We start from the raw sequence: 20,224 nt of genomic DNA, 5'->3' as shown, positions 1-20,224 counted from the left end.
GCTAGCGGAGAGGCGGCAAAAGTCCAGCACCTCGCGCCCCGGCACAGCCCCTTGCGCCCCGCGGTCCCGCGCCCTAGATTGAGCGGTGGCGGGTTCTGCCCCTCTCGTGCGAAGCCCTTTTCCAGTGGCCGATAAGCATCTCCGAGGGAGCTGGCTCTGTCAGGGTCCTGGCTCTGGTATCTGGCGACCAACCTGAACACTCAGGCTCTCGGGAAATTCACGTTTCCACGGCTGCCGCGGATCCCGCCACTTTCCTCTCTCCCCCATGATCCCCGGGCGGCATCCTGCCGCCTGAAAGGCGTTGCCCCGCGACGCGGCGCACATGAAAAAAAGGGGCAGGTTTCCCTGCCCCAGGTCTATGAAAAAGATCGTCTCAGGTTTGGGTTCAGAACCCGTAGACCAGCGACACACCGAGCTTGTTGTCGGTGCGGATCTCGCGGGCCTCGTTGTAGTCCGTCAGGTAGCTGACGCGGGTCGAGAACGCGTCGGTCATCTTGAAGTTGATGCCGAAGTCGTTGTTCACGCGCAGCGCGGTGTCGGAGTCGAGGATGTCCGTGTCATTGGTCATGAACACGTTCTCGTTGAACTTCCAGTAGAAGCGCGAGGAGGCCAGGTAGCCGGTCTCGGTCTCGCTCTCGTCGTCACCGAACTTCAGGTAGCTCAGACCGATACCGGCCTGCACGCGCCACGCCAGATCCGGCGTGTTGATGACGCGGTAACCCGGACCCACACCGATGAAGGCGTCGGTCTTGACCTTGTCGGCCACGGCAACGTCGTCATCGGGGTTGACCTCGTCGGCCAGACCGTCGGTCGCGGCGCGACCGAGCACGAAGACGTAGAACTGGTCGTTCAGGTAGTAGTTGCCGTCATACACCATGAAGGTGTCTTCTTCGGTGCTGTCGCCGTCGGTTTCCGAATATTCCATGGCGACGCCGAGGTTGTGCAGGAACTGGCCCTGAGCGTAACGCAGGCGCGCGCCGAGGGTGAAGTCCTGGTCTTCGGTGTTGCCGTCCGACCCGGAGTAGCCGATCGAGGCGCTGCCCGACAGGCCCGGGCGGTATTCCGGGCTGCCATAGCGGAACGAGTCGTTGGCGTTCTCCATGTCTTCCTGAACATCTTCTTCGATGTCCTCGATGCGCTCATCGAGGGCGCGCGTGCCGGTGATGGTGCCGACCTGCGCGAAGGCGGCGGTGCCGCCCAGCAGCAGCGCCACGGCCGAGATACCGGCGAAGCGGAGAGTTTCTTTCATGGTGTGTCCCTTTCGAAGCGAAGTTCGCGGTGCCCTGCACAGATCGGCAAGGCTGCCGGGGTGACAACGAAAAGACCGAAACCATGTTCCGAAAAGGGGGCAGAACCGTCGGCTTTGGACGGTCGATGGCCAAAACTGTCGCAAAACTGCAACAACTTAAGCGGGAAATACGGGCTGAAAATGAAACTAATTGTCTGAATTAATGCGTCTAATCAGCTATCCCCTCCACTTTCGCCCGGATTGGGCTACCGGAACAAGAACAGGCTCACGTGCTTGTGACAAGCGTAATTTGCCGCGCGGGGGGTGTTTTTCCTCGGGTTCGGCCATCCGCATCACCGCGATGGCGAACTGCACCCCGGCGAAGACCACGCCATTGAACATCACCAGCATCGCCCCGCCGAGCCAACCGCCCTCGGTCTCCAGCACCAGATGCTGCAGGCCCGCCACATCCAGCCAGACCAGCAGCGCCACGAAAGCCACCGCCAGCCCGAAGCCGATCAGCACGTTGACGATATAGAGACGGACAAGTTTCGGCATGACGGCACCCCCTTACGCGACACGATACAGCCTGCCGCGCAACCCGCCATCACAATCTCGATAAAACGGGCTGCGTCAACACCCGCCGCACCCCCTGCCAAAAGGGCAGGATCGCGCGCCAGGACATGTCGTGGTGTCGGGAGCCAAACCGCAACCGGCCTGCAAAGTTCCCGGCGCGGGCTCAGAGCAGCCCGAAGGCCTCGGGCTTGGCCTCGCGTGCCATGTGGTCGAGCACGGCATTGACGAATTTCGGCTCCTTCCCCTCGGGGAAGAAGGCCTTGGCGATATCAACGAACTCGTTGATCACCACCTTCGGCGGCGTCTCCTGCTCCAGCATCTCGCCGCCCGCCGCGCGGAACAGCGCGCGCAAGACCGGGTCGATCCGGTCGATCGGCCATTTCGCCACCAGCGCCCGATCGGTCATCTGGTCGATCTTGCCCTGACGGTTCACCGCATGATCGACCAGACGGCGGAAATGCTCCACGTCGCCCTCGAGCATCTCTTCCTCGTCGTAGACGGCGCCGAAGCGGTGATCGGCGAATTCGCGCACCACCGCCTCGACCGTCTGGCCCGAGCTTTCCATCTGGAACAGCGCCTGCACCGCGTAGAGCCGCGAGGCCGATTTCATCTGCCGCTTGTCGGGCTTCGTCATGCGTTCGTCTTTCCTGCCAGCCGCAGCTCTTCCGGGCGGAACCCGATGCCCTTGCGCACCCCCGCCCATTTCCGTGACAGCGCGATCAAATGCAGCGCCGCCGCTGCCGCCCCGCCACCCTTGTTCTGCCCCGCCGGATCGGCCCGCACGACCGCCTGCTCGCGCGTCTCCACCGTCAGGATGCCGTTGCCGAGGCAGGAGCCCTGCAGCCCCAGAAGCATCAGCCCCCGGCTGGAATCGTTGCAGACCGTATCGTAATGCGTGGTCTCGCCGCGCATGACGCAGCCCAGCGCCACGAAACCGTCGAAGTTCGACTGCCGCTCGGCCAGCGAGATCGCCGTCGGGATCTCCAGCGCGCCGGGCACCTCGATCAGATCCCAGGTTCCGCCGCAGCTCTCGATCATCGCCTTGGCACCCGCCACCAGATCGTCGGCGATGTCCTTGTAGTAGGGCGCCACGACGATCAGCAGCTTCACCGGCTTGTCGAAGGTGGGCAGCGGCAGGGTGTAATGTGTTTCAGATGCGGCCATGGCTCAGCCCTCCGTGATGGTATGGGTGCCGGTGATGGACAGGCCGTAGGCCTCCAGCCCGACGACCTTGGGTGCCTTGGAATTGGTGACCAGCACGATCTTCGACAAGCCGAGCGCCGAGAGGATCTGCGCGCCGACCCCGTATTGCCGCAGCGTCTGCGGCGAGGCCTCGTCATCCATCGCCAGTTTCATCGTCGTGTCGCGCAGCAGCACCACAACGCCGCGCCCCTCGGAGGCGATCAGCCGCATCGCGCCCTGCAGATCGCCCGCATGCGCCGGGCCGATGCCCAGAACATCCTCCAGCGGATTGAGCGAATGCATCCGGACCAGCACCGGCTCGCCCGAGGTGATGTCGCCCTTCGACAGCACCACATGCTCGGCGCCCTGCGTCTCGTCGGCGAAGACCCGCATCAGCCAGTCGCCGCCGAAGGCCGAGGTCACCCGCTTCACCGCCTTCTCGGCCACCAGATTGTCGTGGCGGCGGCGATAGGCGATCAGGTCCGAGATGGTGCCGATCTTCAGCCCGTGCTTCTGGGCAAAGCTGATCAGGTCCGGCAGCCGCGCCATGGTGCCGTCGTCGTTCATGATCTCGCAGATCACCCCGGCCGGGTTCAGCCCCGCCAGCCGCGACACGTCGACCGCCGCCTCGGTATGGCCTGCACGCACCAGCACCCCGCCATCCCGCGCCCTGAGCGGAAAGATATGCCCCGGCGTGGCGATATCGGCAGCACCCTTCGTGGGGTCGATCGCGACCGCCACCGTCAGCGCCCGGTCAGCCGCCGAGATTCCGGTGGTGACCCCCTCGCGCGCCTCGATCGAGATGGTGAAGGCCGTCTCGTGACGGCTGGAATTCTTCGGCTGCATCAGCGTGAGCCCGAGCGCATCGATCCGCGCCGTGGGCATCGCCAGACAGATCAGCCCGCGACCATGGGTCGCCATGAAATTGATCGCCTGAGGCGTGCACATCTGCGCCGGGATCACCAGATCGCCCTCGTTCTCGCGATCCTCGTGGTCGACAAGGATATACATCCGCCCGTTGCGGGCATCGTCGATGATCTCCTCGATCGAGGAGATCGCGTTGGAATAGTCGTCGGACATGTCGGTCATCGCCTGGCTCCCCGGAATGCGCTCCGCAATAGCGCGCCACGCGCCCGAAGGCCAGAGGCTCGCCTTGGCGCGACCGCGAAATGACTGTGCGCGAAAGTGACCTCTCCCCGCCCGGCGCAGGCAATTTCCATCTTCTCGCCGCGCTGATGCCGCATTCGCCCGGCTTCCTCGGCAAGACCGAAAAGGCGGAGCAGCACGGATGATGTCGATCACGGCCATTGGCCGCCCCCAAAGCATCCCTATGGCTGCCCTGCGCGAAAACCGATGGATGGTCGGGCTCGTGCTCTTGCACATGGCTTCGATGTTCCTGTTCGCCGCGGCCTTCGATCTGCCTTTTCCCAAGGAAGTGCTAAAGACGGTCGCGAATGTGCTCACCCTGCTGCTGCCTGTGGCGGCCTTTGTCCTGCTCCTGTGGCGCGTCATCCACATGGTGCTCGCAGTGCGGCCCGCGAGACCGCTGCTCTGGGTGCTGAAGGATATCCGCACGATCGTCGCCGGCGGCGAGACACCCTACTCCGGCGTCGTGGCCTTTGCGGCTTTCACACTGTTCTGCAGCAGCTTCGCCTATTTCAAGGCCGTGCTACCGCTGCTCAACCCCTTCTCTTGGGACCAACTCTTCGCCGATCTGGACGCAGCCCTGCTCGGCGGCCACGATGCCTACACTCTTCTGCTGCCCCTGTTCGGGCATCCATACATCGTAACGGTGATCAACGGCTTCTACCACGCCTGGGCCTTGCTCCTCTACTTCATCCTTTTCCTCGCCTGCTTCTCCCGGTCGCAGATGCATGCGCGGAACACCTTCCTCCTCGCCTTCATCCTGACCTGGATGGTGGGCGGCAACCTGCTCGCCACCGTCTTTTCCTCGGGAGGGCCGGTCTACTACGAGTTGCTCGGCTACGGCGACCGCTTCGCCCCGCTGATGCAGAAGCTCGCCGCCTCGCATGAGATTAGCCCGGTCATGGCATTGGACGTTCAGGCCATGCTCTGGCGCGGCTATATCGGCGAGGGCCCCTTCATGGGCATTTCCGCGCTGCCAAGCATGCACGTCGCCAGCACCATGGTCCTAACTCTCTATGCTTTCACCTATGCGCGGTGGGCCGGCGTCGTCATGACCGTCTTCGCCCTTATCATCGTGATAGGTTCGGTTCTTCTGGGCTGGCATTATCTCGTCGACGGCATCGCGGGCGCCGCAATCGCGGTGCTATGCTGGCTCTTGGCCCGGCGCCTTACCGCCCCGCATGGTTCGACACTGTAACGGCGATCAACGACCGAAATAGGCGGCAGCCGGAACATAGCCCGCCAGCCGCCCCGCGGCGCACCATTCGGCCTCCAGCGTCGCATCGCCCACCAGCAGCACGCCATCGGCGGGCAGCCGGCCCAGCGCCGCGCGCAGCCGCGCCCGCGCCTCGGCGAAGCTCGCCAGCGCTAGTGGCGCCGGATGCGCCGCATCCACCTGCCCTTGCCCCGCCTGCAGCAGCGTCTCGGGCGCGAGCCGGCCCTGCGCCAGTCCGATCCGGGTCGCGCGCAGATCGGCCAGCTTCACCACCCGGTCTTCCGGCATCGCCTGCCCCGGGAACACCCGCAGCGCGTTCGACGAGAACAGGAAGGCCACCACGTCATGTCCCGAGGCCGCGCGAACGGAGGCATAGGTGCGATACTCCAGTCCCAGCTCCTTCGCCCGCCGCACGCGGGTGCGCAGCACCTCGATCGGCAGGTGCGGCAACAGATCGCGCCGCGCCTGGCCCCAGCAGTGCCGCCGCCAGCTCGCCCCGGGCTCCATCGTCGGCCCGCCGTTGTGGCCCGGCCCTGGCAAGGCGGGGCCCGGCATCACGCCCAGTCCCGCAGCCGCGCGACATAGCGCGCCATCGTGTCGATCTCCAGATTGACCCGCTGGCCCACCGCCACATCGCCCCAGGTCGTCGCGACCTGGGTATGCGGGATGAAGTTGATGCCGAAGTCGCAGCCCTCGACCTCGTTCACCGTCAGCGAGGTGCCGTTCAGCGCCACCGAGCCCTTCGGCGCGATGAACTTCGCCAAGGCCTCCGGCGCGCGGAAGGTCACCCGCAGGCTGTCGCCCTCGGGCTGCACCGCCACCACCTCGGCCACGCCGTCGACATGGCCCGAGACGATATGCCCCCCGAGCTCGTCGCCCACCTTCAGCGCCCGCTCGAGGTTCAGCCGCTTGCCCGGCTGCCAGCCGTTGTGGCCGATGTTGGTGACCGAGACCGTCTCGCCCGAGATGTTCACCTCGAACCAGTCCTCGCCCAGCGCCACCACCGTCAGGCAGACGCCGTCGCAGGCGATGGAGGCGCCGATGTCGATCCCCGCCACGTCATAGCCGGTGGTGATCTGCGCGCGCAGATCGCCCGCCTGTTCCACCTCGCGCACAAGACCGATGTCGGTGATGATCCCCGTGAACATGACATGCCCTTCCTGTCAGTGACCCGAAGGACGTAGCCCCCCGAGGCCCATCGCGCAAGCGCCCAGCGGCGCGCGCGCGCCGCAGCGCCCCCCGCTGCCAATTGTCGCTCCCCCCGCAGGCCCGGCGATTTCGCTTTACCCATGGCGCGGGGATGCTACGCCCGCTGTCGGTGAGGGACGAGGGGCCGATGCGTCTGACGGGAAAGGGGCGGAGCTTTCTGCTGCTGCAAGGGCCGCATGGCCCGTTCTTTGCCCAGCTCGGCCGCAGGCTGCAGGCCTCGGGCGCGCGGGTGCTGCGCGTCGGTTTCAACGGCGGCGACCGCGCCCTCTGGCCCGACCGGCAGAGCTACCTGCCCTTTACCGACGCCCCCGAACACTGGCCCGCCGCCCTGCAACACCTCATCGCCCGCCACGCGGTCACCGATCTCGTGCTCTACGGCGACACGCGCCCGCTCCATGCCGAGGCGCTGCGGGTTGCGCGGGCGGCGGGGCTCACCCTCCACGTCTTCGAGGAGGGGTATCTGCGCCCGCATTGGGTCAGCTACGAACGCGGCGGCGCCAACGGCCATTCGCGGCTGATGCAGCTCTCGGTGCCGCAGATGCGCGCCGCCCTCGAACAGTCCGACATGGACCTGCCCGATGCCCCGGCGCGCTGGGGCGACCTGAAGCAGCACATGATCTGGGGCGCGTTCTACCACGCCTGCGTGCTGGCCGGGCAGCGCCGCTACCCCGACTACCGCCCGCACCGCAGGCTGCCGGTGGCGGCGGAGCTGCGCCTGCACCTCGCCCGGCTCGCCCTCCTGCCCGTTCACGCTGCCCAGCGCCATCTGGCCACGCGGCGGATCGTGCGCGGCGGCTTCCCCTTCCATCTGGTGCTCCTGCAGCTCGAACATGACAGCAGCTTTCTCAGCCACAGCCCCTTCTCCAGCCTGACCGACTTCCTCGCCCTCGTGATGCAGGGCTTTGCCGAGGGCGCGCCGCCGCATCACCACCTCGTTCTCAAGGCACATCCGCTGGAGGATGGCCGCGCCCCGCTCGGCCCCGAGATCCGCCGCCTGTCGCAGCAGCACGGCCTGACGGACCGGGTGCATTTCGTGCGTGGCGGCAAGCTCGCGGCCCTCCTGCCGCAGGCCTGCAGCGCCGTCACCGTGAATTCCACCGCGGGTCAGCAGGCGCTCTGGCGCGGGTTGCCGCTGAAATGCCTCGGCGCGGCAGTTTATGCCAAGCCCGAGCTCGTCTCGCCCCAGCCGCTTGCTGCCTTCTTCGCCCGCCCCCGCCGCCCCGACAGCCGCGCCTACCGGGCCTACCGGCATTTCCTGCTCGAAACCTCGCAGATCCCCGGCGGCTTCTACGCGGCGGCCGGGCGTCGTGCCCTGCTGCGGCAGGTGGTCGACATGATGCTCGCTGCCGAAGACCCCTATGACGCGCTGATCTCGGGCAACGCGGCGCCTCGGCAACAGTTGCGCCTCGTCACCTGAGCCCAACATGCCATGCTGGCTAAACCGTCCCGATTTATGTAGGTTTGTGTAAAAAAACATGAGGCACTCTCCATCGAAGGAGCCCGAGCAGTGAAATCATCGGTGACCAAGGGGGCCAGAGCACTGGCCCTTCTCGTGCTTGTTGCGGCGGTGGCGGGTTGCGGCCTGCCGCGTTCGGGCCCCAACAAACGCGAGATCTTCGCGGGCTCCGTGCTGGAGAAAGGCGACGCCTTCGTCGTCAGCGTCACCCGCGAGGTCAGCCGGACCACCGCCGTGACCCCCGCCTTCGGCTTCAGCTCAAGCTTCCGCAACGCCGGGCTCATCGGCTCCGACACCATTGCCGCGGGCGACACGCTGGGCCTCACCGTCTTCGAGAACGTCCGCGACGACCCGCTCCTTGGCAACACCGGCCAGCGCGTCTCGGCGCTGGATCAGGTGCAGGTCGACGGTCAGGGCTACATCTTCGTCCCCTATGCCGGGCGCATCAAGGCCGCGGGCCAGACGCCCGACGGGCTGCGGCAGGCCATCACCCGCAAGCTCGACACCCAGACGCCCGATCCGCAGGTGACGGTGCAGCGTCTGGCGGGCGACGGCTCCACCGTCACCGTCTCGGGCGCGGTCAGCGGTCAGGGCGTCTTCCCGATCGAACGGCCGACGCGCACCCTCTCCACCATGCTCGCCCGCGCCGGCGGCGTCTCGATCCCCACCACCACCGCCATCGTCCGCGTCACCCGCGCCGGGCAGACCGGCAAGGTCTGGCTCGAGGATCTCTACCAGAACCCCGGCCTCGACATCGCGCTGCGCCCCGGCGACATCATCGTGGTCGAGGAGGACACCCGCGCCTTCGTCGCCCTCGGCGCCACCGGCGCGCAGAGCCGCATCCCCTTCGAGACGCAGAACCTCTCGGCGCTCGAGGCCATCGCGCAGGTCGGCGGGCTGAACACCTCTCTGGCCGATCCGACCGGCGTCTTCGTCTTCCGCAACGAGAGCGCCGAGGTCGCCAATGCCGTGCTCGGCCGCCGCGACCTGCAGGGCGATCAGCGCATGATCTACGTGCTCGATCTCACCCAGCCCACCGGCATGTTCGAGGCACGCGACTTCATGATCCGCGACGGCGACACCGTCTATGTCACCGAGGCGCCCTTCGTGCAGTGGCAGAAGACGCTCGGCGCCATCACCGGCACGGCAGGGGCTGCGGATTCGCTCAGCACCGTCGGCCCCGGCGGCTGATCTTGGCCGGATCGCCCGATCCTCAGGCCGCCGGGGCGATCCCCCGGCGGCTTTTCTTCTACAACGCGGGCTTCCTGCGCCAGCCCCGCCTGCGGCGCATCCTCGCTCTCGCCGGGCACGAGCTGCGTCTGGGCCTGCCCGGCCCCCGGGACGGCGTGCTGGTCTGGGGCCGCAGCCCCTTCGCCGCGCGCGGCGAGGCTGTGGCCGCCCGCCGCGGCGTGCCGCTCTTCCGCGTCGAGGATGCCTTCCTCCGCTCGATCCGCCCGGGCCGTCTCGGCGAGCCGCCGATGGGCCTGCTTCTCGATCGAGGCGCGCATTTCGACAGCAGCGCGCCCTCGGATCTGGAGCGCCTGCTGGCAAGCGACCCCTTGGACAACTCGAACCTCCTCCTTCGCGCCCGCGATGGAATGGCCCGTCTTCAGGCGCTGCACCTGTCGAAATACAACAATTTCGTGCCCGAGACCCCCGTCCCGCCGCCGGGCTACGTACTCGTGGTGGATCAGACCCAGGGCGACGCCTCGATCCGGCACTCCGGCGCCAGCCCCGGCACCTTCCGCGAGATGCTGGTCTTCGCGCAGGAGGAAAACCCCGGCGCGCGCATCGTCATCAAGGCCCATCCCGAAACCGCGGCCGGTCTGCGCCCCGGCCATTACGGCCCCGCCGACGTCCGCCCGCATATCACGCTCCTCGCCGATCCCGTGTCGCCCTGGGCGCTGCTCGAGGGTGCCGTCGCCGTCTACACCGTCTCCTCCCAGCTCGGCTTCGAGGCGATCCTCGCCGGTCACCGCCCACGGGTCTTCGGCCAGCCGTTCTACGCCGGCTGGGGCCTCAGCACCGACGAAACTCCGGTGCCGCGCCGCCGCCGCAGCCTCACCCGCGCCCAGCTTTTCGCCGCCGCGATGATCCTCGCCCCGCTCTGGTACGACCCCTGCCGCGACAGGCTCTGCAGCTTCGAAGAGGCGGTGGACCAGCTCGAGGCCGAGACCCGCGCCCAGCGCGAGGACCGCGACGGCCATGTGGCGCTCGGCATGCGGCTATGGAAACGGCGCCGGATACAGGCGGTCTTCGGCGGCGAAACCCCGGTGCGTTTCGAGAGCGACCCCGCCCGCGCCACCGCCCGCGCCCTCGCCGAAAACCGCGGCCTCTTGGTCTGGGCCGGGGCCGAGCCGCCCGGCCTCGCCGCCCCCCGCCTCTGCCGCGTCGAGGACGGCTTCCTGCGCTCGCGCGGCCTCGGCGCGGCACTCGTCCCGCCGCTCAGCCTCGTCGCCGACGATCTCGGCATCTACTACGACCCCAGCCGCGAGAGCCGGCTGGAGCGCCTGATTTCCAGCCCCCTCCCGCCCGGCGGGTCAAGCCGGGCCGGGCGCCTGCTGGAAAAGCTCCTCGCCGGCGGCCTCAGCAAATACAACCTCGGCGGCGCCCTGCCCGATCTGCCCGCAGGCCACCGCATCCTGATCCCCGGTCAGGTGGAGGACGACGCCTCGATCCGCCTCGGTACCGGAGAGATCCGCAGCAACGCCGCCCTGCTGCGCGCCGTCCGGCAGGCGCATCCCGAGGCCATGCTGGTCTACAAGCCGCATCCCGATGTCGAGGCCGGTCTGCGCCCCGGCGCCTTCGACGCCGCCGAAGCCGACATCATCGCCCGCAACGCCGACCCGATCGCCCTGATCGAGGCCTGCGACGAGGTCTGGACGATGACCTCCCTCCTCGGCTTCGAGGCGCTGATCCGTGGCAGGCCCGTCACCTGCCTCGGCGCCCCGTTCTACGCCGGCTGGGGCCTCACGCGCGACCTGGGCCCGGTGCCCGCCCGCCGCCTGCGCCGCCCCGACGGCAGCGCCCTGCCGCGCCCGGGGCTCATCGCCCTCGTCCATGCCGTGCTGATCGCCTATCCGCGCTGCTTCGACCCCGTCAGCCGCCGCCCCTGCCCGCCCGAGGTCATCCTCGACCGGCTGGCCCACGGCCCGCTGCCCGCCCCCGGCCCGCTGAACCGCGCCCTGTCGCGCCTGCAGGGCCGCTTTGCCAGCCTCGCGCCGCTCTGGCGTCAGTAGATGTAGCGGATCTGCTCCGTCCAGTAGCGCTCCATCCGCTTCAGCGCCTGATTGATGTCCTCCATCCCCGCGGGCCCCAGCATGCCGCGCCGTTCCAGCCCCTCGGCATGGCGCAGGAACAGCTCGGACAGGATGGTGCGCACCCGCCGCCCCTTGTCGGTCAGCCGCACCCGCACCGACCGGCGGTCGATCTCCGACCGCTGGTGGTGCATGTAGCCCAGATCGACCAGCTTCTTCAGATTGTAGCTGACATTGGAGCCCTGATAGTAGCCGCGGGTCTTCAGCTCCCCCGCCGTCACCTCGTTGTCGCCGATGTTGAACAGGAGCAGCGCCTGCACCGCGTTGATCTCCAGCACGCCCAGCCGCTCGAACTCGTCCTTCACCACGTCGAGCAGCAGCCGATGCAGACGTTCGACCAGCGCCAGGCTTTCCAGATAGCCGAGAATGAAGGCTTTCTGCGAGCCATCCAGAAGGCTTGCGTGAATCATGATCTGCGTCTCTCCCGATCGCGGTTGCGAAAGGCAGAATCGGCACAAAACGCAAACATCCGGTAAACCGGCGCGGGTTACGCGCCGGACCCCCGTCAGTTCCGCGCCAGACGCGTCCGGGCGAAGCTGCCGATCTCGGCGATCAGCCCCGCAAGCTCGGGGGGCGCCGCCCGCTGGCCCAGGACCCAGGGCAGGAGATCCTGATCGTTCTCCTCCAGCAGCACGTCGTAAAGCGCCAGCCGCGGCTCGTCGAGCCCGGCCAGATGCGCATCCGACCACGGGCCGAGGATCAGGTCCATCTCCTTGGTCCCGCGCCGCCAGGAGCGCATCGACAGACGTTTCAGACGCGCTTCCGGCAGTTCGGTCATTCGGTTTCCTCTCGCATCAGGCTGCGCACGCGCTTTTCCAGATGCCCCATTTCCCCTGCCAGCGCCAGCATCTGCGCCCGCATCCGCGCCAGATCGGCCAATGCGTCGCGCGCCTTGCCGGTCAGCGTGCCGGGCTGTCCCGGACCTTCCAGCCCCTCGCCCTCGCCCGTCAGCAGCCAGCGCAGCGACACGTTCAGCATCCCCGCCACCATCTGCAGCCGGTTGGCCCGCGGCTCCGCCAGATCGTCCTCCCAGGCCTGCACCGTCTTCAGCCGGACCCCGAGCCTGCGCGCCAGATCCTCCTGGCTCAGCCCCGCCGCCTCGCGCGCCCCGGCCAGCCGGTCGCCGAAGGTCGCCGTCTTGTCGCTGAACCAGCCTGCGCCCTGATCTTCTGCCATCCTGCCTCTCCTTTTGTGATATCGCTTGATCGCTTCCAGACCGCACCCTAAGACAAAGGGCCGAAAAGTTCAAACCGGCGCCCAGATCAGCTTCCGGAGCATCCCAGAATGGCCTTCCTGTCCGACACGCTCGCCCGCGTCAAACCCTCGCAAACCATCGCCGTGACCAACAAGGCGCGCGAACTGGCCGCGACGGGGCGCGACGTGATCGGCCTCGGCGCGGGCGAGCCGGATTTCGACACGCCGCAGAACATCAAGAATGCCGCCAAGCGCGCCATCGACGAGGGCAAGACCAAATACACCGCCGTCGACGGCATCCCCGAGCTGAAGAAGGCGATCTGCGCGAAGTTCAAGCGCGAGAACGGGCTCGACTACACGCCCGCGCAGGTCTCGGTCGGCACCGGCGGCAAGCAGATCCTCTACAACGCGCTGATGGCGACGCTGAACCCCGGCGACGAGGTGATCATCCCGGCGCCCTACTGGGTCAGCTATCCCGACATGGTGCTGCTGGCGGGCGGCACGCCCGTGCCGGTGGCAGCGGGGATCGAGACCGGTTTCAAGCTGACGCCGGCGCAGCTCGAGGCGGCGATCACGCCGAAGACCAAGTGGTTCATCTTCAACTCGCCCTCCAACCCGACGGGCGCGGGCTACACCCGCGACGAGCTCAAGGCGCTGACCGACGTGCTGATGCGCCACCCGCAGGTCTGGATCATGTCGGACGACATGTACGAGCATCTGGTGTTCGACGATTTCGAATTCACCTCTCCGGCGCAGGTCGAACCCGGCCTCTACGACCGCACGCTCACCTGCAACGGCGTCTCCAAGGCCTATGCCATGACCGGCTGGCGCATCGGCTATTGCGCGGGCCCGGTGGAGCTGATCAAGGCCATGGGCACGATCCAGTCGCAATCGACCTCCAACCCCTGCTCGGTCTCGCAATATGCCGCGCTCGAAGGGCTGACCGGGCCGCAGGACTTCCTCGCCAGCAACCGCGCCCTGTTCCAGCGCCGCCGCGATCTGGTGGTCGGCATGCTGAACGAGGCCAGGGGCATCGTCTGCCCCAAGCCCGAGGGCGCCTTCTACGTCTATCCCGACATCTCGGCCTGCATCGGCAAGACCTCGGCCGGCGGGGCGGCGATCAGCGATGACGAGGCCTTCGCCACGGCGCTGCTGGAGGAAACCGGCGTCGCGGTGGTCTTCGGCGCGGCCTTCGGCCTCTCGCCCAACTTCCGCATCAGCTACGCCACCTCGGACGAGCAGCTGCGCGAGGCCTGCGCCCGCATCCAGAGCTTCTGCGCCGGGCTGAGCTGAGGCCCGGCGGTGGCGGGCGATCTGCCGGAGTATTACTTCCGCATCCGCGAGACGGGAGCGGCGGTGTTCCGCCTCGATACCGAGAACCGCCAGCGCCGCATCGAGATGGAGCAGATCGCCACCGTCACCCTGCGCAACGGCGAGATCCGGCCGCAGGGCGACCGGGTGCTGAGCGAGGCCGATCTGGCCGAGATCCGCGGCTGGATCGCCCGCCGCAGCGCATTGCAGGCGCGGCGCGAGATCGACGAGATCGAGCGCACGGTGGACCGGCTGAATCTCACCGCGCAGTGGGCGCAGAGCCGGGCCAGCGAGGCGGAACTCGAGGAGATCACTGACCGGCTGCTCCTGGCGATGCACGATCTGCGCTCCGTGCTGGTGCGGCGCAAGGCCGACCGGCTGATGAAGGGCTGAGCCGAATACTCGCAGAAAATTCGCCCCCCGACGCACGAATTTTCTGCGAAAATTCGAAAAAGGGGGCTGTCTGCCCCCTCGCCGCTGCGCGGCTCACCCCCGAGGATATTTGTGCAAGGTGAGGGGCTCAGGCCCTGGGCGCGCGGCGCCAGAAGCGGGTCATCAGCAGGGCTGCCGCGACCGTGAGGCCGATGACGAGGCCCAGCCAGAGGCCGGCCCCGCCCAGACCCAGCGGGAAGGCGAGCAGGTAGCTCGCGGGGATGCCGATCACCCAGTAACTGATGGTGGCCAGCCACATCGGCACCCGCGTGTCGCGCAGACCGCGCAGCAGGCCCAGCGCCATCACCTGCACCGCATCGGCGATCTGGAACAGCGCCGCCAGCGCCAGAAGCGTGGTGCCGAAAGCGATGATCGCGGCGGAATCCGGGTTCGCGCGGTCGAGGAACAGCGCGATGATCGGCTCGGGCAGCGTCAGGAACAGGAGCACCATGCAGAAGCCGAAGCCGAGCGACAGGCCGATGGCGACCGTGGCGCCGTCGCGCAGCCCCCGCGCGTCGCCGCGGCCCTCGGCCCGGCCGGTGCGCACCGTGGCGGCATTGGAGAGGCCGAGATGCACCATGAAGGCCAGCGCCGCCACTTCGAGCGCGATGCCATGCGCCGCCAGCTGCACCGTGCCGATCCAGCCCATCATCAGCGCCGAGGCCTGGAAGATGCTGCCCTCGGCCAGCCCGGTGAGGCCGATCGGCCAGCCCAGCGCGAAGACCTGGCGCAGCGCCTGCCAGTCGGGGCGCCAGAAGCGCTGGAAGAGGTGGAAGCGCCGCAGATCCGGCAAGAGCGCCGCATAGGCGCCGAGCACCGCCAGCGTCATGAACTGCACCGCCAGCGAGGCCAGCGCGGCCCCCTGCACGCCCAGCTCCGGCGCGCCGCCGTTGCCGAAGATCAGCAGCCAGTTCAGCACGATGTTCAGCGCCACCGCCGCCAGCGTCGCCCAGAGCACGACCTGGGTGCGTTCCAGCGCCGCCAGATAGCTCTTCAGCACCATCACCAGAAGCGCCGGGATCATCCCGAGCCCGGCGATGCGCAGATAGTCGCGCGCCAGCCCCGCGACCTCCGGGTCCTGCCCGGCGGCGATCAGGATCGGCCCGGCCTGCCAGAACAGCGGATAGCAGAGCACGCCGAAGCCGATGGAAAGCCAGAGCCCCATCCGCGTGTCGCGCCGCACCTGCGCCTCGTCACCGCGCCCCAGCGCCTGCGCCACCATCGGCATCACCGCCTGCGCGAAGCCCGAGCCGAGGATGAAGACCACGAAGAAGAGCGAGGCGCCGAGCACCACCGAGGCCAGTTCGGTGACCCCGTACCAGCCCAGCATCACCGTGTCGGTGACATGCAGCGACATCTGCGCCAGATGGCTGCCGATCAGCGGCAGCCCGAGCGCCAGCGTCGCGCGGGCATGGCCGGTGAGGGTGAGGGCGCGGGTCATGCCCTCCCCTACCGCGCGGCGCATGCCACGGCAAGTGCGGGAAAAATGGGCAGAGTGGAAAGATCAGCCGGCGGGCTTCCGGGCAATGAAATCGACCAGCGCCGAGCGTCCGACATGGCCACTGCCTTCCGCGATCTCGGCGTCGCGGTCCTCGGCCATGAGCACCTCCCAGCCGGCGAAATCGGCGCGCAGATCCTCCAGCCGGTAGAGGTTCTCCTCCGCCGAGGGCCCGCCCGTGCCGTAGCCCACCTGCCGCGGCGCATAGCCGTGCAACAGCGCCATCCCCCCGGGCACCAGCGACTGCCGCATCCCCGCATGGATGGCGCGGCGCAGTGCCGGATCGGCGAACTGGATGAAGATGCCGAGGATCGCGTCATAGGGCTGCGACCAGTCCCATGTCTCGATCGCTTCCTGCCGCCGCTCCACCGCGACGCCCCGGTCTGCGGCCAGCGCCGCGGCCTTGGCCAGCGCCACCGCCGAGGCTTCCATCGCCGTCACCCGATGGCCGAGCCCGGCCAGCCAGACCGAGTTGCGCCCCTCGCCATCGGCGAGGCAGAGCACCCGGCTGCCGGGGGCAAGCTGAGGCTCGGCCCGGCGCAGGAACGCCGCGGGCTCGGTGCCGAAGAGATAGTCCGGCCCGGCGAATCTTTCGTCCCAGCGGGTCATGCCCGGGCCCTGCGCAGCTCGGGCGGCAGCGCCGCATCAAGGATATGGCCTGCGCCGCCGATCACCTGCGAGGCGCGGCCGACGATCAGCGCGTCGGGGGCGGTGACGACCGAGAGATCCTTGCCGGGATAGTCGATCGAGGAGAGGAAATGCTTCATGCAGTTCAGCCGGGCGCGTTTCTTGTCGTTCGACTTCACGATGGTCCAGGGCGCGTCGGCGGTGTCGGTGTAGAAGAACATCGCCTCCTTGGCCTCGGTGTAATCGTCCCATTTGTCGAGGCTGGCCTTGTCGATCGGCGACAGTTTCCAGCGCTTCAGGGGATCGGTCTCGCGGGCGAGGAAGCGGGCGCGCTGTTCCTCGCGGGTGACCGAGAACCAGTATTTGTAGAGCCGGATGCCCGAGCGCACCAGCATCCGCTCCAGCTCGGGCGCCTGTCGCATGAATTCCAGATAGTCCGACGGGGTGCAGAAGCCCATCACCCGCTCCACCCCGGCACGGTTGTACCAGCTGCGGTCGAAGAACACGATCTCGCCGCGGGTCGGCAGGTGTTCGATGTAGCGCTGGAAGAACCACTGCCCGGTCTCCTTCTCGCCGGGCTTGGTGAGCGCGACGACGCGGGCGTAGCGCGGGTTCAGATGCTCCATGAAGCGCTTGATGGTGCCGCCCTTGCCCGCGGCATCGCGGCCCTCCATCAGGATGACGAACTTCTGCCCGGTGTCCTGCGCCCAGATCTGCACCTTCAGGAGTTCCGCCTGCAGCCGCGCCTTCTCGGCCTCGTAGACCCGGGTGCCCATGCGGCGGGCATAGGGGTAGTGGCCGGATTCGAACGCCTGACGGATCGCGTCGGGCGAGACGGCGGGAAAGCGGCGCGGGCCCTGCACCTGCGCATCGTCCTCGTCCGGCTGCGGCACGGGCGGCGCGACCGCGGCTTCGTCCTTCGGCAGTTCGATCGGCAGATCATCCATGCGGTTGTCCTTCCTCGCCCTCGGGCGCCCGGCCCAAGGCCGAACCTGACAATCCCGAGGCAAGACATCCTTGATCCGCGTCAAGGAAAACCCGGCGAAACCCGCTACGCAAGAGGGGCGACGGAACCTTGTGGCACCGCCGCCCCCCGCGCTAAATGTCTTGTTGAAAACGGTGGTTCGAAAAGGTCTTCGGCACCCCACCTTCGTAGGCTTCGGCAGGTTTTCGCGCATACCCAATCTGCGGTAAGCAGGGCTGTTAACAGCCGTTAACGCGGAAGAATATCTTCGAGCCGGTCCAAGGCGTGCAACCACCGGGAGAAGAAGAGCAACTGCCCGGTGTGCGACAAGAACTCGCCCTCAACCTCAGGATAATCGGCGAGCAGCTCCCGAATCGTTGCCTCCGGGGCCAGCGGGTCCTGATCGCCCTGCAACAGCAGCACGGGCACCCGGCAGGAGCGCAGGATGCCGCCCCAGTCGCGCAGCGCGCCGATGCTGTCGCGGGTGAAGGCCTCATGCGCCGCTCCCCGCGCACCGATGCAGATGCCCGAGCCTTCGAGCACCGCATCGCGCACCTCGGGCTCGGCGAAGGCCGCCAGATCGGCGGGCGAGGCGCCATAGGCATCGGTCAGGAAAGCCGTCTTGCCGACCCGCCGCGCCAGGGTGAAGGCCGCCTGCGCGAGAAAGCACAGCATCTTCGGCGCGAAACGCGCGCTGGTCAGGATCAGCCGCTGCCAGCGCTCCATCCGTTCGTGCTGCACCGCCGTCCGCAACGGCAGCCGCGCCGCGCAGCCGAGGATGCCCGACACCCGCCCCGGCAGCAGCAGCGCCAGATTGGCGGCAAAGCGCAGATCCCCCGCCAGCGCCAGCACCGCCACCCTCTCCACCCCCAGATGATCCAGCACCGCCGCGCAATCCAGCGTCACCGCCGTCAGCGGCTCGGAGCCCTTGGGATGCGCGTCGCTGCGCCCGTAGCCCGCGCGGATCGGCACGATCACCCGGATGCCGCGGGCCTTCGCCTCGCGCTCGGCACTGGCGGGCCAGCGGCTCAGCCCCAGCTCGCCATGCAGATAGAGACAGGCCGCCCCCGCCGGATCGCCGAACTCCAGCCAGTCCAGCCGCCGCCCGTCCGGCAGCAGCAGCGAGCCGCGCGGCACCGGCTCCAGCGCCCCGCCCAGAGGCGCGGGCTCCAGAGGCCCCAGCGGCGTCAGCGTCACATCCATCAGCCCCAGCACCACCCGCACCAGCTCGGCCTGCGAGTGGGTCTCGGTCTTTGCGAGGATCGAGCGCATCTGCGTCCGCACCGTATCGACCGACCGCCGCCGCGCCTCGGCAATGTCGCGGATCGGCAGGCCCAGCGTGATGCCGCGCACGATCTCCACCTCGGCAGGCGTCAGGCTGAAGGCCTCCTGCACCGTTGCGGCAAAGCCCTCCGGCCAGACCAGCTCGGTCGAGAGCACCAGCGCCAGCGGGCGCATGTCGCCGCCGTCGACCGGGCTCACCCGCACGATGACCGGGCCGCCGGTGACGGTGGAGCGGATGCGCAGCGTCGCCACCCCCTCCGCCCGGCCCGAAGCCACGCGGCGCACCACCGCGCCCAGCGTCATCACATCGGCAGGCTCCACCGGCAGCGCGGCGAGCGAGGCATCCTCGGCCACGCGAAAGGCCACCGTCGCTGCCCGGTTGCAGGCGACCACCCTGCCGTTGCCATCGCAGATGAAGGCCGCCAGCCGCGGGATCTCGGCCAAGAGCGCGCGATAGCCCACCTCGCCCCGCGCCGTATCGAAACGCTGCAGGAACACCGAGGCCCGCGCCAGATGCAGGTCGATCTCCGGATCGTCCAGCGCCCCCGCCGCGCCGCCGCCCAGCAGCGACCAGCCGGCGATATGCGCCTCCCACAGCTCCAGCAGATCCTTCAGCCGGATCGGGTCCAGCGCCACGTCATAGAGCCGGTCAATGATCAGCGCCCGCTGTCCGCGGTCGGGGCCTTCCTGCAACAGGCTGTCGGCGCGCTCCCCCATGCAACAATGTTACGCGAGATGCCGATTTTGACAAACAAAATTAGCACCTTTGGTTAAACTCTCTTTGCCACCCCCTCCGCTGCACGGCCCCTTTTCCACCACCCGCGTCAGGATTAGGCTCGCCCCGTCCCTTGGAGGTTCCCATGCTCACGATCTACGGCGTCTATCGCTCGCGCGCCTCGCGCCCGCTCTGGCTTCTGGCCGAGCTTGGCCTGCCTTTCCGCCATGTGCCGGTGATTCAGGCCTACCGGCTTGCCGATGCCGGCGCCCCCGACGCACCGCTGAACACCGCCTCGCCCGACTTCCTCGCGGTGAACCCCTTGGGCCAGATCCCCTGCATGGATGCCGAAGGTCTGGTGCTGACCGAGTCGCTCGCCATCACGCTCTACATCGCCCGCAACCACGGCGGCGACTTCGGCCCGACCTCCGCCCCCGAGGGTGCGCTGATGACCCAATGGGCGCTCTTCGCCGCCACTGCCATCGAGGGTCCGGCGCTGGAGATCCTGTTCATCCAGCAGGACGGCGGCGAAGCCACCCGCGAGGGTCAGGCCGGTCTTGCCATCGCCGCGCAGAAGCTGCGCCGCCCGCTGAAGCGGCTGGAGGATCATCTGGCCGACCACGACTACCTCGTGGGCGACCGCTTCACCGTGGCCGACATCAACACCGCCGAGTGCCTGCGCTATGCCCAAGGCCATACCGCGCTGCTCGACGCGTTCCCGAAGGTCAAGGCATGGCTCGAACGGTGCCAGTCGCGCCCCGGCTTCCAGAGCATGATGCAGAAGCGCCTCGAAGAGCCTGCATGAGCCCTGCGCGCCCGCCCTCCCGGCGGGCGCAGCTTGCCTTTTGTGCATTTCAGTGTATATTCCA

At 68.2% G+C, this 20,224-nt stretch carries 22 protein-coding genes; 8 read left to right on the top strand and 14 right to left on the bottom strand.

What is annotated here, in order from left to right:
* Positions 1–385: 385 nt before the first annotated feature.
* From AC3A5Z_RS18615 to ribB, 5 genes are all read right to left on the bottom strand, one after another.
* Positions 386–1,249, bottom strand: coding sequence for a DUF481 domain-containing protein (locus AC3A5Z_RS18615; RefSeq protein WP_487520809.1), 864 nt, complete (start codon positions 1,247–1,249; stop codon positions 386–388).
* A gap of 216 nt (positions 1,250–1,465) precedes the next feature.
* Entirely contained in the window at positions 1,466–1,786 is a 321-nt protein-coding gene (locus AC3A5Z_RS18610; protein ID WP_487520808.1) for a hypothetical protein, read from the bottom strand.
* A 181-nt stretch (positions 1,787–1,967) separates the two neighbouring features.
* Positions 1,968–2,438, bottom strand: a complete 471-nt coding sequence (nusB, locus tag AC3A5Z_RS18605) for a transcription antitermination factor NusB (protein ID WP_487520807.1) — start codon at positions 2,436–2,438, stop codon at positions 1,968–1,970.
* Positions 2,435–2,968, bottom strand: coding sequence for a 6,7-dimethyl-8-ribityllumazine synthase (locus tag AC3A5Z_RS18600; RefSeq protein ID WP_487520806.1), 534 nt, complete (start codon positions 2,966–2,968; stop codon positions 2,435–2,437). Before AC3A5Z_RS18600 ends, nusB begins: the two co-directional genes overlap by 4 nt.
* Positions 2,969–2,971: 3 nt before the next feature.
* Entirely contained in the window at positions 2,972–4,075 is a 1,104-nt protein-coding gene (gene ribB / locus AC3A5Z_RS18595; protein WP_487520805.1) for a 3,4-dihydroxy-2-butanone-4-phosphate synthase, read from the bottom strand.
* A gap of 80 nt (positions 4,076–4,155) precedes the next feature.
* On the opposite strand from ribB, the gene AC3A5Z_RS18590 reads away from it, so the two are divergent.
* Together AC3A5Z_RS18590 and AC3A5Z_RS18585 are read left to right on the top strand one after the other, a co-directional pair.
* Positions 4,156–4,278 carry a hypothetical protein gene (locus AC3A5Z_RS18590; protein ID WP_487520804.1) on the top strand — a complete coding sequence of 41 codons (123 nt, stop codon included), beginning with the start codon at positions 4,156–4,158 and terminating at the stop codon, positions 4,276–4,278.
* Positions 4,275–5,330 (top strand): phosphatase PAP2 family protein, encoded by a 1,056-nt coding sequence (locus AC3A5Z_RS18585; RefSeq protein WP_487520803.1) that lies wholly within the window; start codon positions 4,275–4,277, stop codon positions 5,328–5,330. Before AC3A5Z_RS18590 ends, AC3A5Z_RS18585 begins: the two co-directional genes overlap by 4 nt.
* Positions 5,331–5,336: 6 nt before the next feature.
* On the opposite strand, the gene AC3A5Z_RS18580 is transcribed toward AC3A5Z_RS18585, so the two are convergent.
* A complete protein-coding gene (locus AC3A5Z_RS18580) occupies positions 5,337–5,903 on the bottom strand; it encodes a hypothetical protein (protein WP_487520802.1) in 567 nt (188 codons plus the stop codon).
* A complete protein-coding gene (locus AC3A5Z_RS18575) occupies positions 5,903–6,496 on the bottom strand; it encodes a riboflavin synthase (protein WP_487520801.1) in 594 nt (197 codons plus the stop codon). Before AC3A5Z_RS18575 ends, AC3A5Z_RS18580 begins: the two co-directional genes overlap by 1 nt.
* Positions 6,497–6,684: 188 nt before the next feature.
* Between AC3A5Z_RS18575 and AC3A5Z_RS18570 the strand changes: the two genes are divergently transcribed.
* From AC3A5Z_RS18570 to AC3A5Z_RS18560, 3 genes are all read left to right on the top strand, one after another.
* Positions 6,685–7,974: a capsule polysaccharide biogenesis protein gene (locus AC3A5Z_RS18570; RefSeq protein WP_487520800.1), complete on the top strand. Its 1,290-nt coding sequence runs from the start codon at positions 6,685–6,687 to the stop codon at positions 7,972–7,974.
* A gap of 90 nt (positions 7,975–8,064) precedes the next feature.
* Entirely contained in the window at positions 8,065–9,204 is a 1,140-nt protein-coding gene (locus AC3A5Z_RS18565) for a polysaccharide biosynthesis/export family protein (RefSeq protein WP_487520799.1), read from the top strand.
* Positions 9,205–9,206: 2 nt separating this feature from the next.
* Positions 9,207–11,252, top strand: coding sequence for a capsule polysaccharide biogenesis protein (locus AC3A5Z_RS18560; RefSeq protein ID WP_487520798.1), 2,046 nt, complete (start codon positions 9,207–9,209; stop codon positions 11,250–11,252).
* Here the strand turns inward: AC3A5Z_RS18560 and AC3A5Z_RS18555 are convergent.
* The 3 genes from AC3A5Z_RS18555 to AC3A5Z_RS18545 all read right to left on the bottom strand — a co-directional run bounded on the left by AC3A5Z_RS18555 (position 11,246) and on the right by AC3A5Z_RS18545 (position 12,506).
* Positions 11,246–11,740: a MarR family winged helix-turn-helix transcriptional regulator gene (locus tag AC3A5Z_RS18555; RefSeq protein WP_487520797.1), complete on the bottom strand. Its 495-nt coding sequence runs from the start codon at positions 11,738–11,740 to the stop codon at positions 11,246–11,248. The genes AC3A5Z_RS18560 and AC3A5Z_RS18555 overlap by 7 nt on opposite strands.
* Before the next feature lie 95 nt (positions 11,741–11,835).
* The gene (locus AC3A5Z_RS18550) at positions 11,836–12,108 is read right to left on the bottom strand and encodes an FAD assembly factor SdhE (RefSeq protein WP_487520796.1); all 273 of its coding nucleotides are present in this window, start codon (positions 12,106–12,108) and stop codon (positions 11,836–11,838) included.
* Entirely contained in the window at positions 12,105–12,506 is a 402-nt protein-coding gene (locus AC3A5Z_RS18545) for a helix-turn-helix domain-containing protein (RefSeq protein ID WP_487520795.1), read from the bottom strand. The genes AC3A5Z_RS18550 and AC3A5Z_RS18545 overlap by 4 nt, the downstream gene beginning before the upstream one ends.
* Positions 12,507–12,614: 108 nt before the next feature.
* Between AC3A5Z_RS18545 and AC3A5Z_RS18540 the strand changes: the two genes are divergently transcribed.
* Entirely contained in the window at positions 12,615–13,817 is a 1,203-nt protein-coding gene (locus tag AC3A5Z_RS18540; protein WP_487520794.1) for a pyridoxal phosphate-dependent aminotransferase, read from the top strand.
* 9 nt (positions 13,818–13,826) lie between these two features.
* A complete protein-coding gene (locus AC3A5Z_RS18535; RefSeq protein WP_487520793.1) occupies positions 13,827–14,228 on the top strand; it encodes a hypothetical protein in 402 nt (133 codons plus the stop codon).
* A gap of 127 nt (positions 14,229–14,355) precedes the next feature.
* Here the strand turns inward: AC3A5Z_RS18535 and AC3A5Z_RS18530 are convergent, their stop codons facing one another.
* The 4 genes from AC3A5Z_RS18530 to AC3A5Z_RS18515 all read right to left on the bottom strand — a co-directional run bounded on the left by AC3A5Z_RS18530 (position 14,356) and on the right by AC3A5Z_RS18515 (position 19,357).
* The gene (locus tag AC3A5Z_RS18530) at positions 14,356–15,708 is read right to left on the bottom strand and encodes an MATE family efflux transporter (RefSeq protein WP_487520792.1); all 1,353 of its coding nucleotides are present in this window, start codon (positions 15,706–15,708) and stop codon (positions 14,356–14,358) included.
* 63 nt (positions 15,709–15,771) lie between these two features.
* Positions 15,772–16,374: an SAM-dependent methyltransferase gene (locus tag AC3A5Z_RS18525; RefSeq protein WP_487520791.1), complete on the bottom strand. Its 603-nt coding sequence runs from the start codon at positions 16,372–16,374 to the stop codon at positions 15,772–15,774.
* Complete coding sequence (gene ppk2 / locus AC3A5Z_RS18520; protein ID WP_487520790.1) at positions 16,371–17,339, bottom strand: polyphosphate kinase 2; 969 nt, start codon at positions 17,337–17,339, stop codon at positions 16,371–16,373. Before ppk2 ends, AC3A5Z_RS18525 begins: the two co-directional genes overlap by 4 nt.
* A 266-nt stretch (positions 17,340–17,605) precedes the next feature.
* Positions 17,606–19,357, bottom strand: a complete 1,752-nt coding sequence (locus AC3A5Z_RS18515) for a bifunctional helix-turn-helix transcriptional regulator/alpha/beta hydrolase (RefSeq protein ID WP_487520789.1) — start codon at positions 19,355–19,357, stop codon at positions 17,606–17,608.
* Between the two features lie 143 nt (positions 19,358–19,500).
* Between AC3A5Z_RS18515 and AC3A5Z_RS18510 the strand changes: the two genes are divergently transcribed.
* Positions 19,501–20,160, top strand: coding sequence for a glutathione S-transferase family protein (locus tag AC3A5Z_RS18510; protein ID WP_487520788.1), 660 nt, complete (start codon positions 19,501–19,503; stop codon positions 20,158–20,160).
* The last annotated feature ends 64 nt before the right edge of the window (positions 20,161–20,224 follow it).

It is taken from the genome of Cereibacter sp. Soil_C_27 (assembly GCF_057657095.1).
Note: the sequence above shows the minus strand (reverse complement) of the source record. Positions and strands in the feature narration are given on the sequence as shown.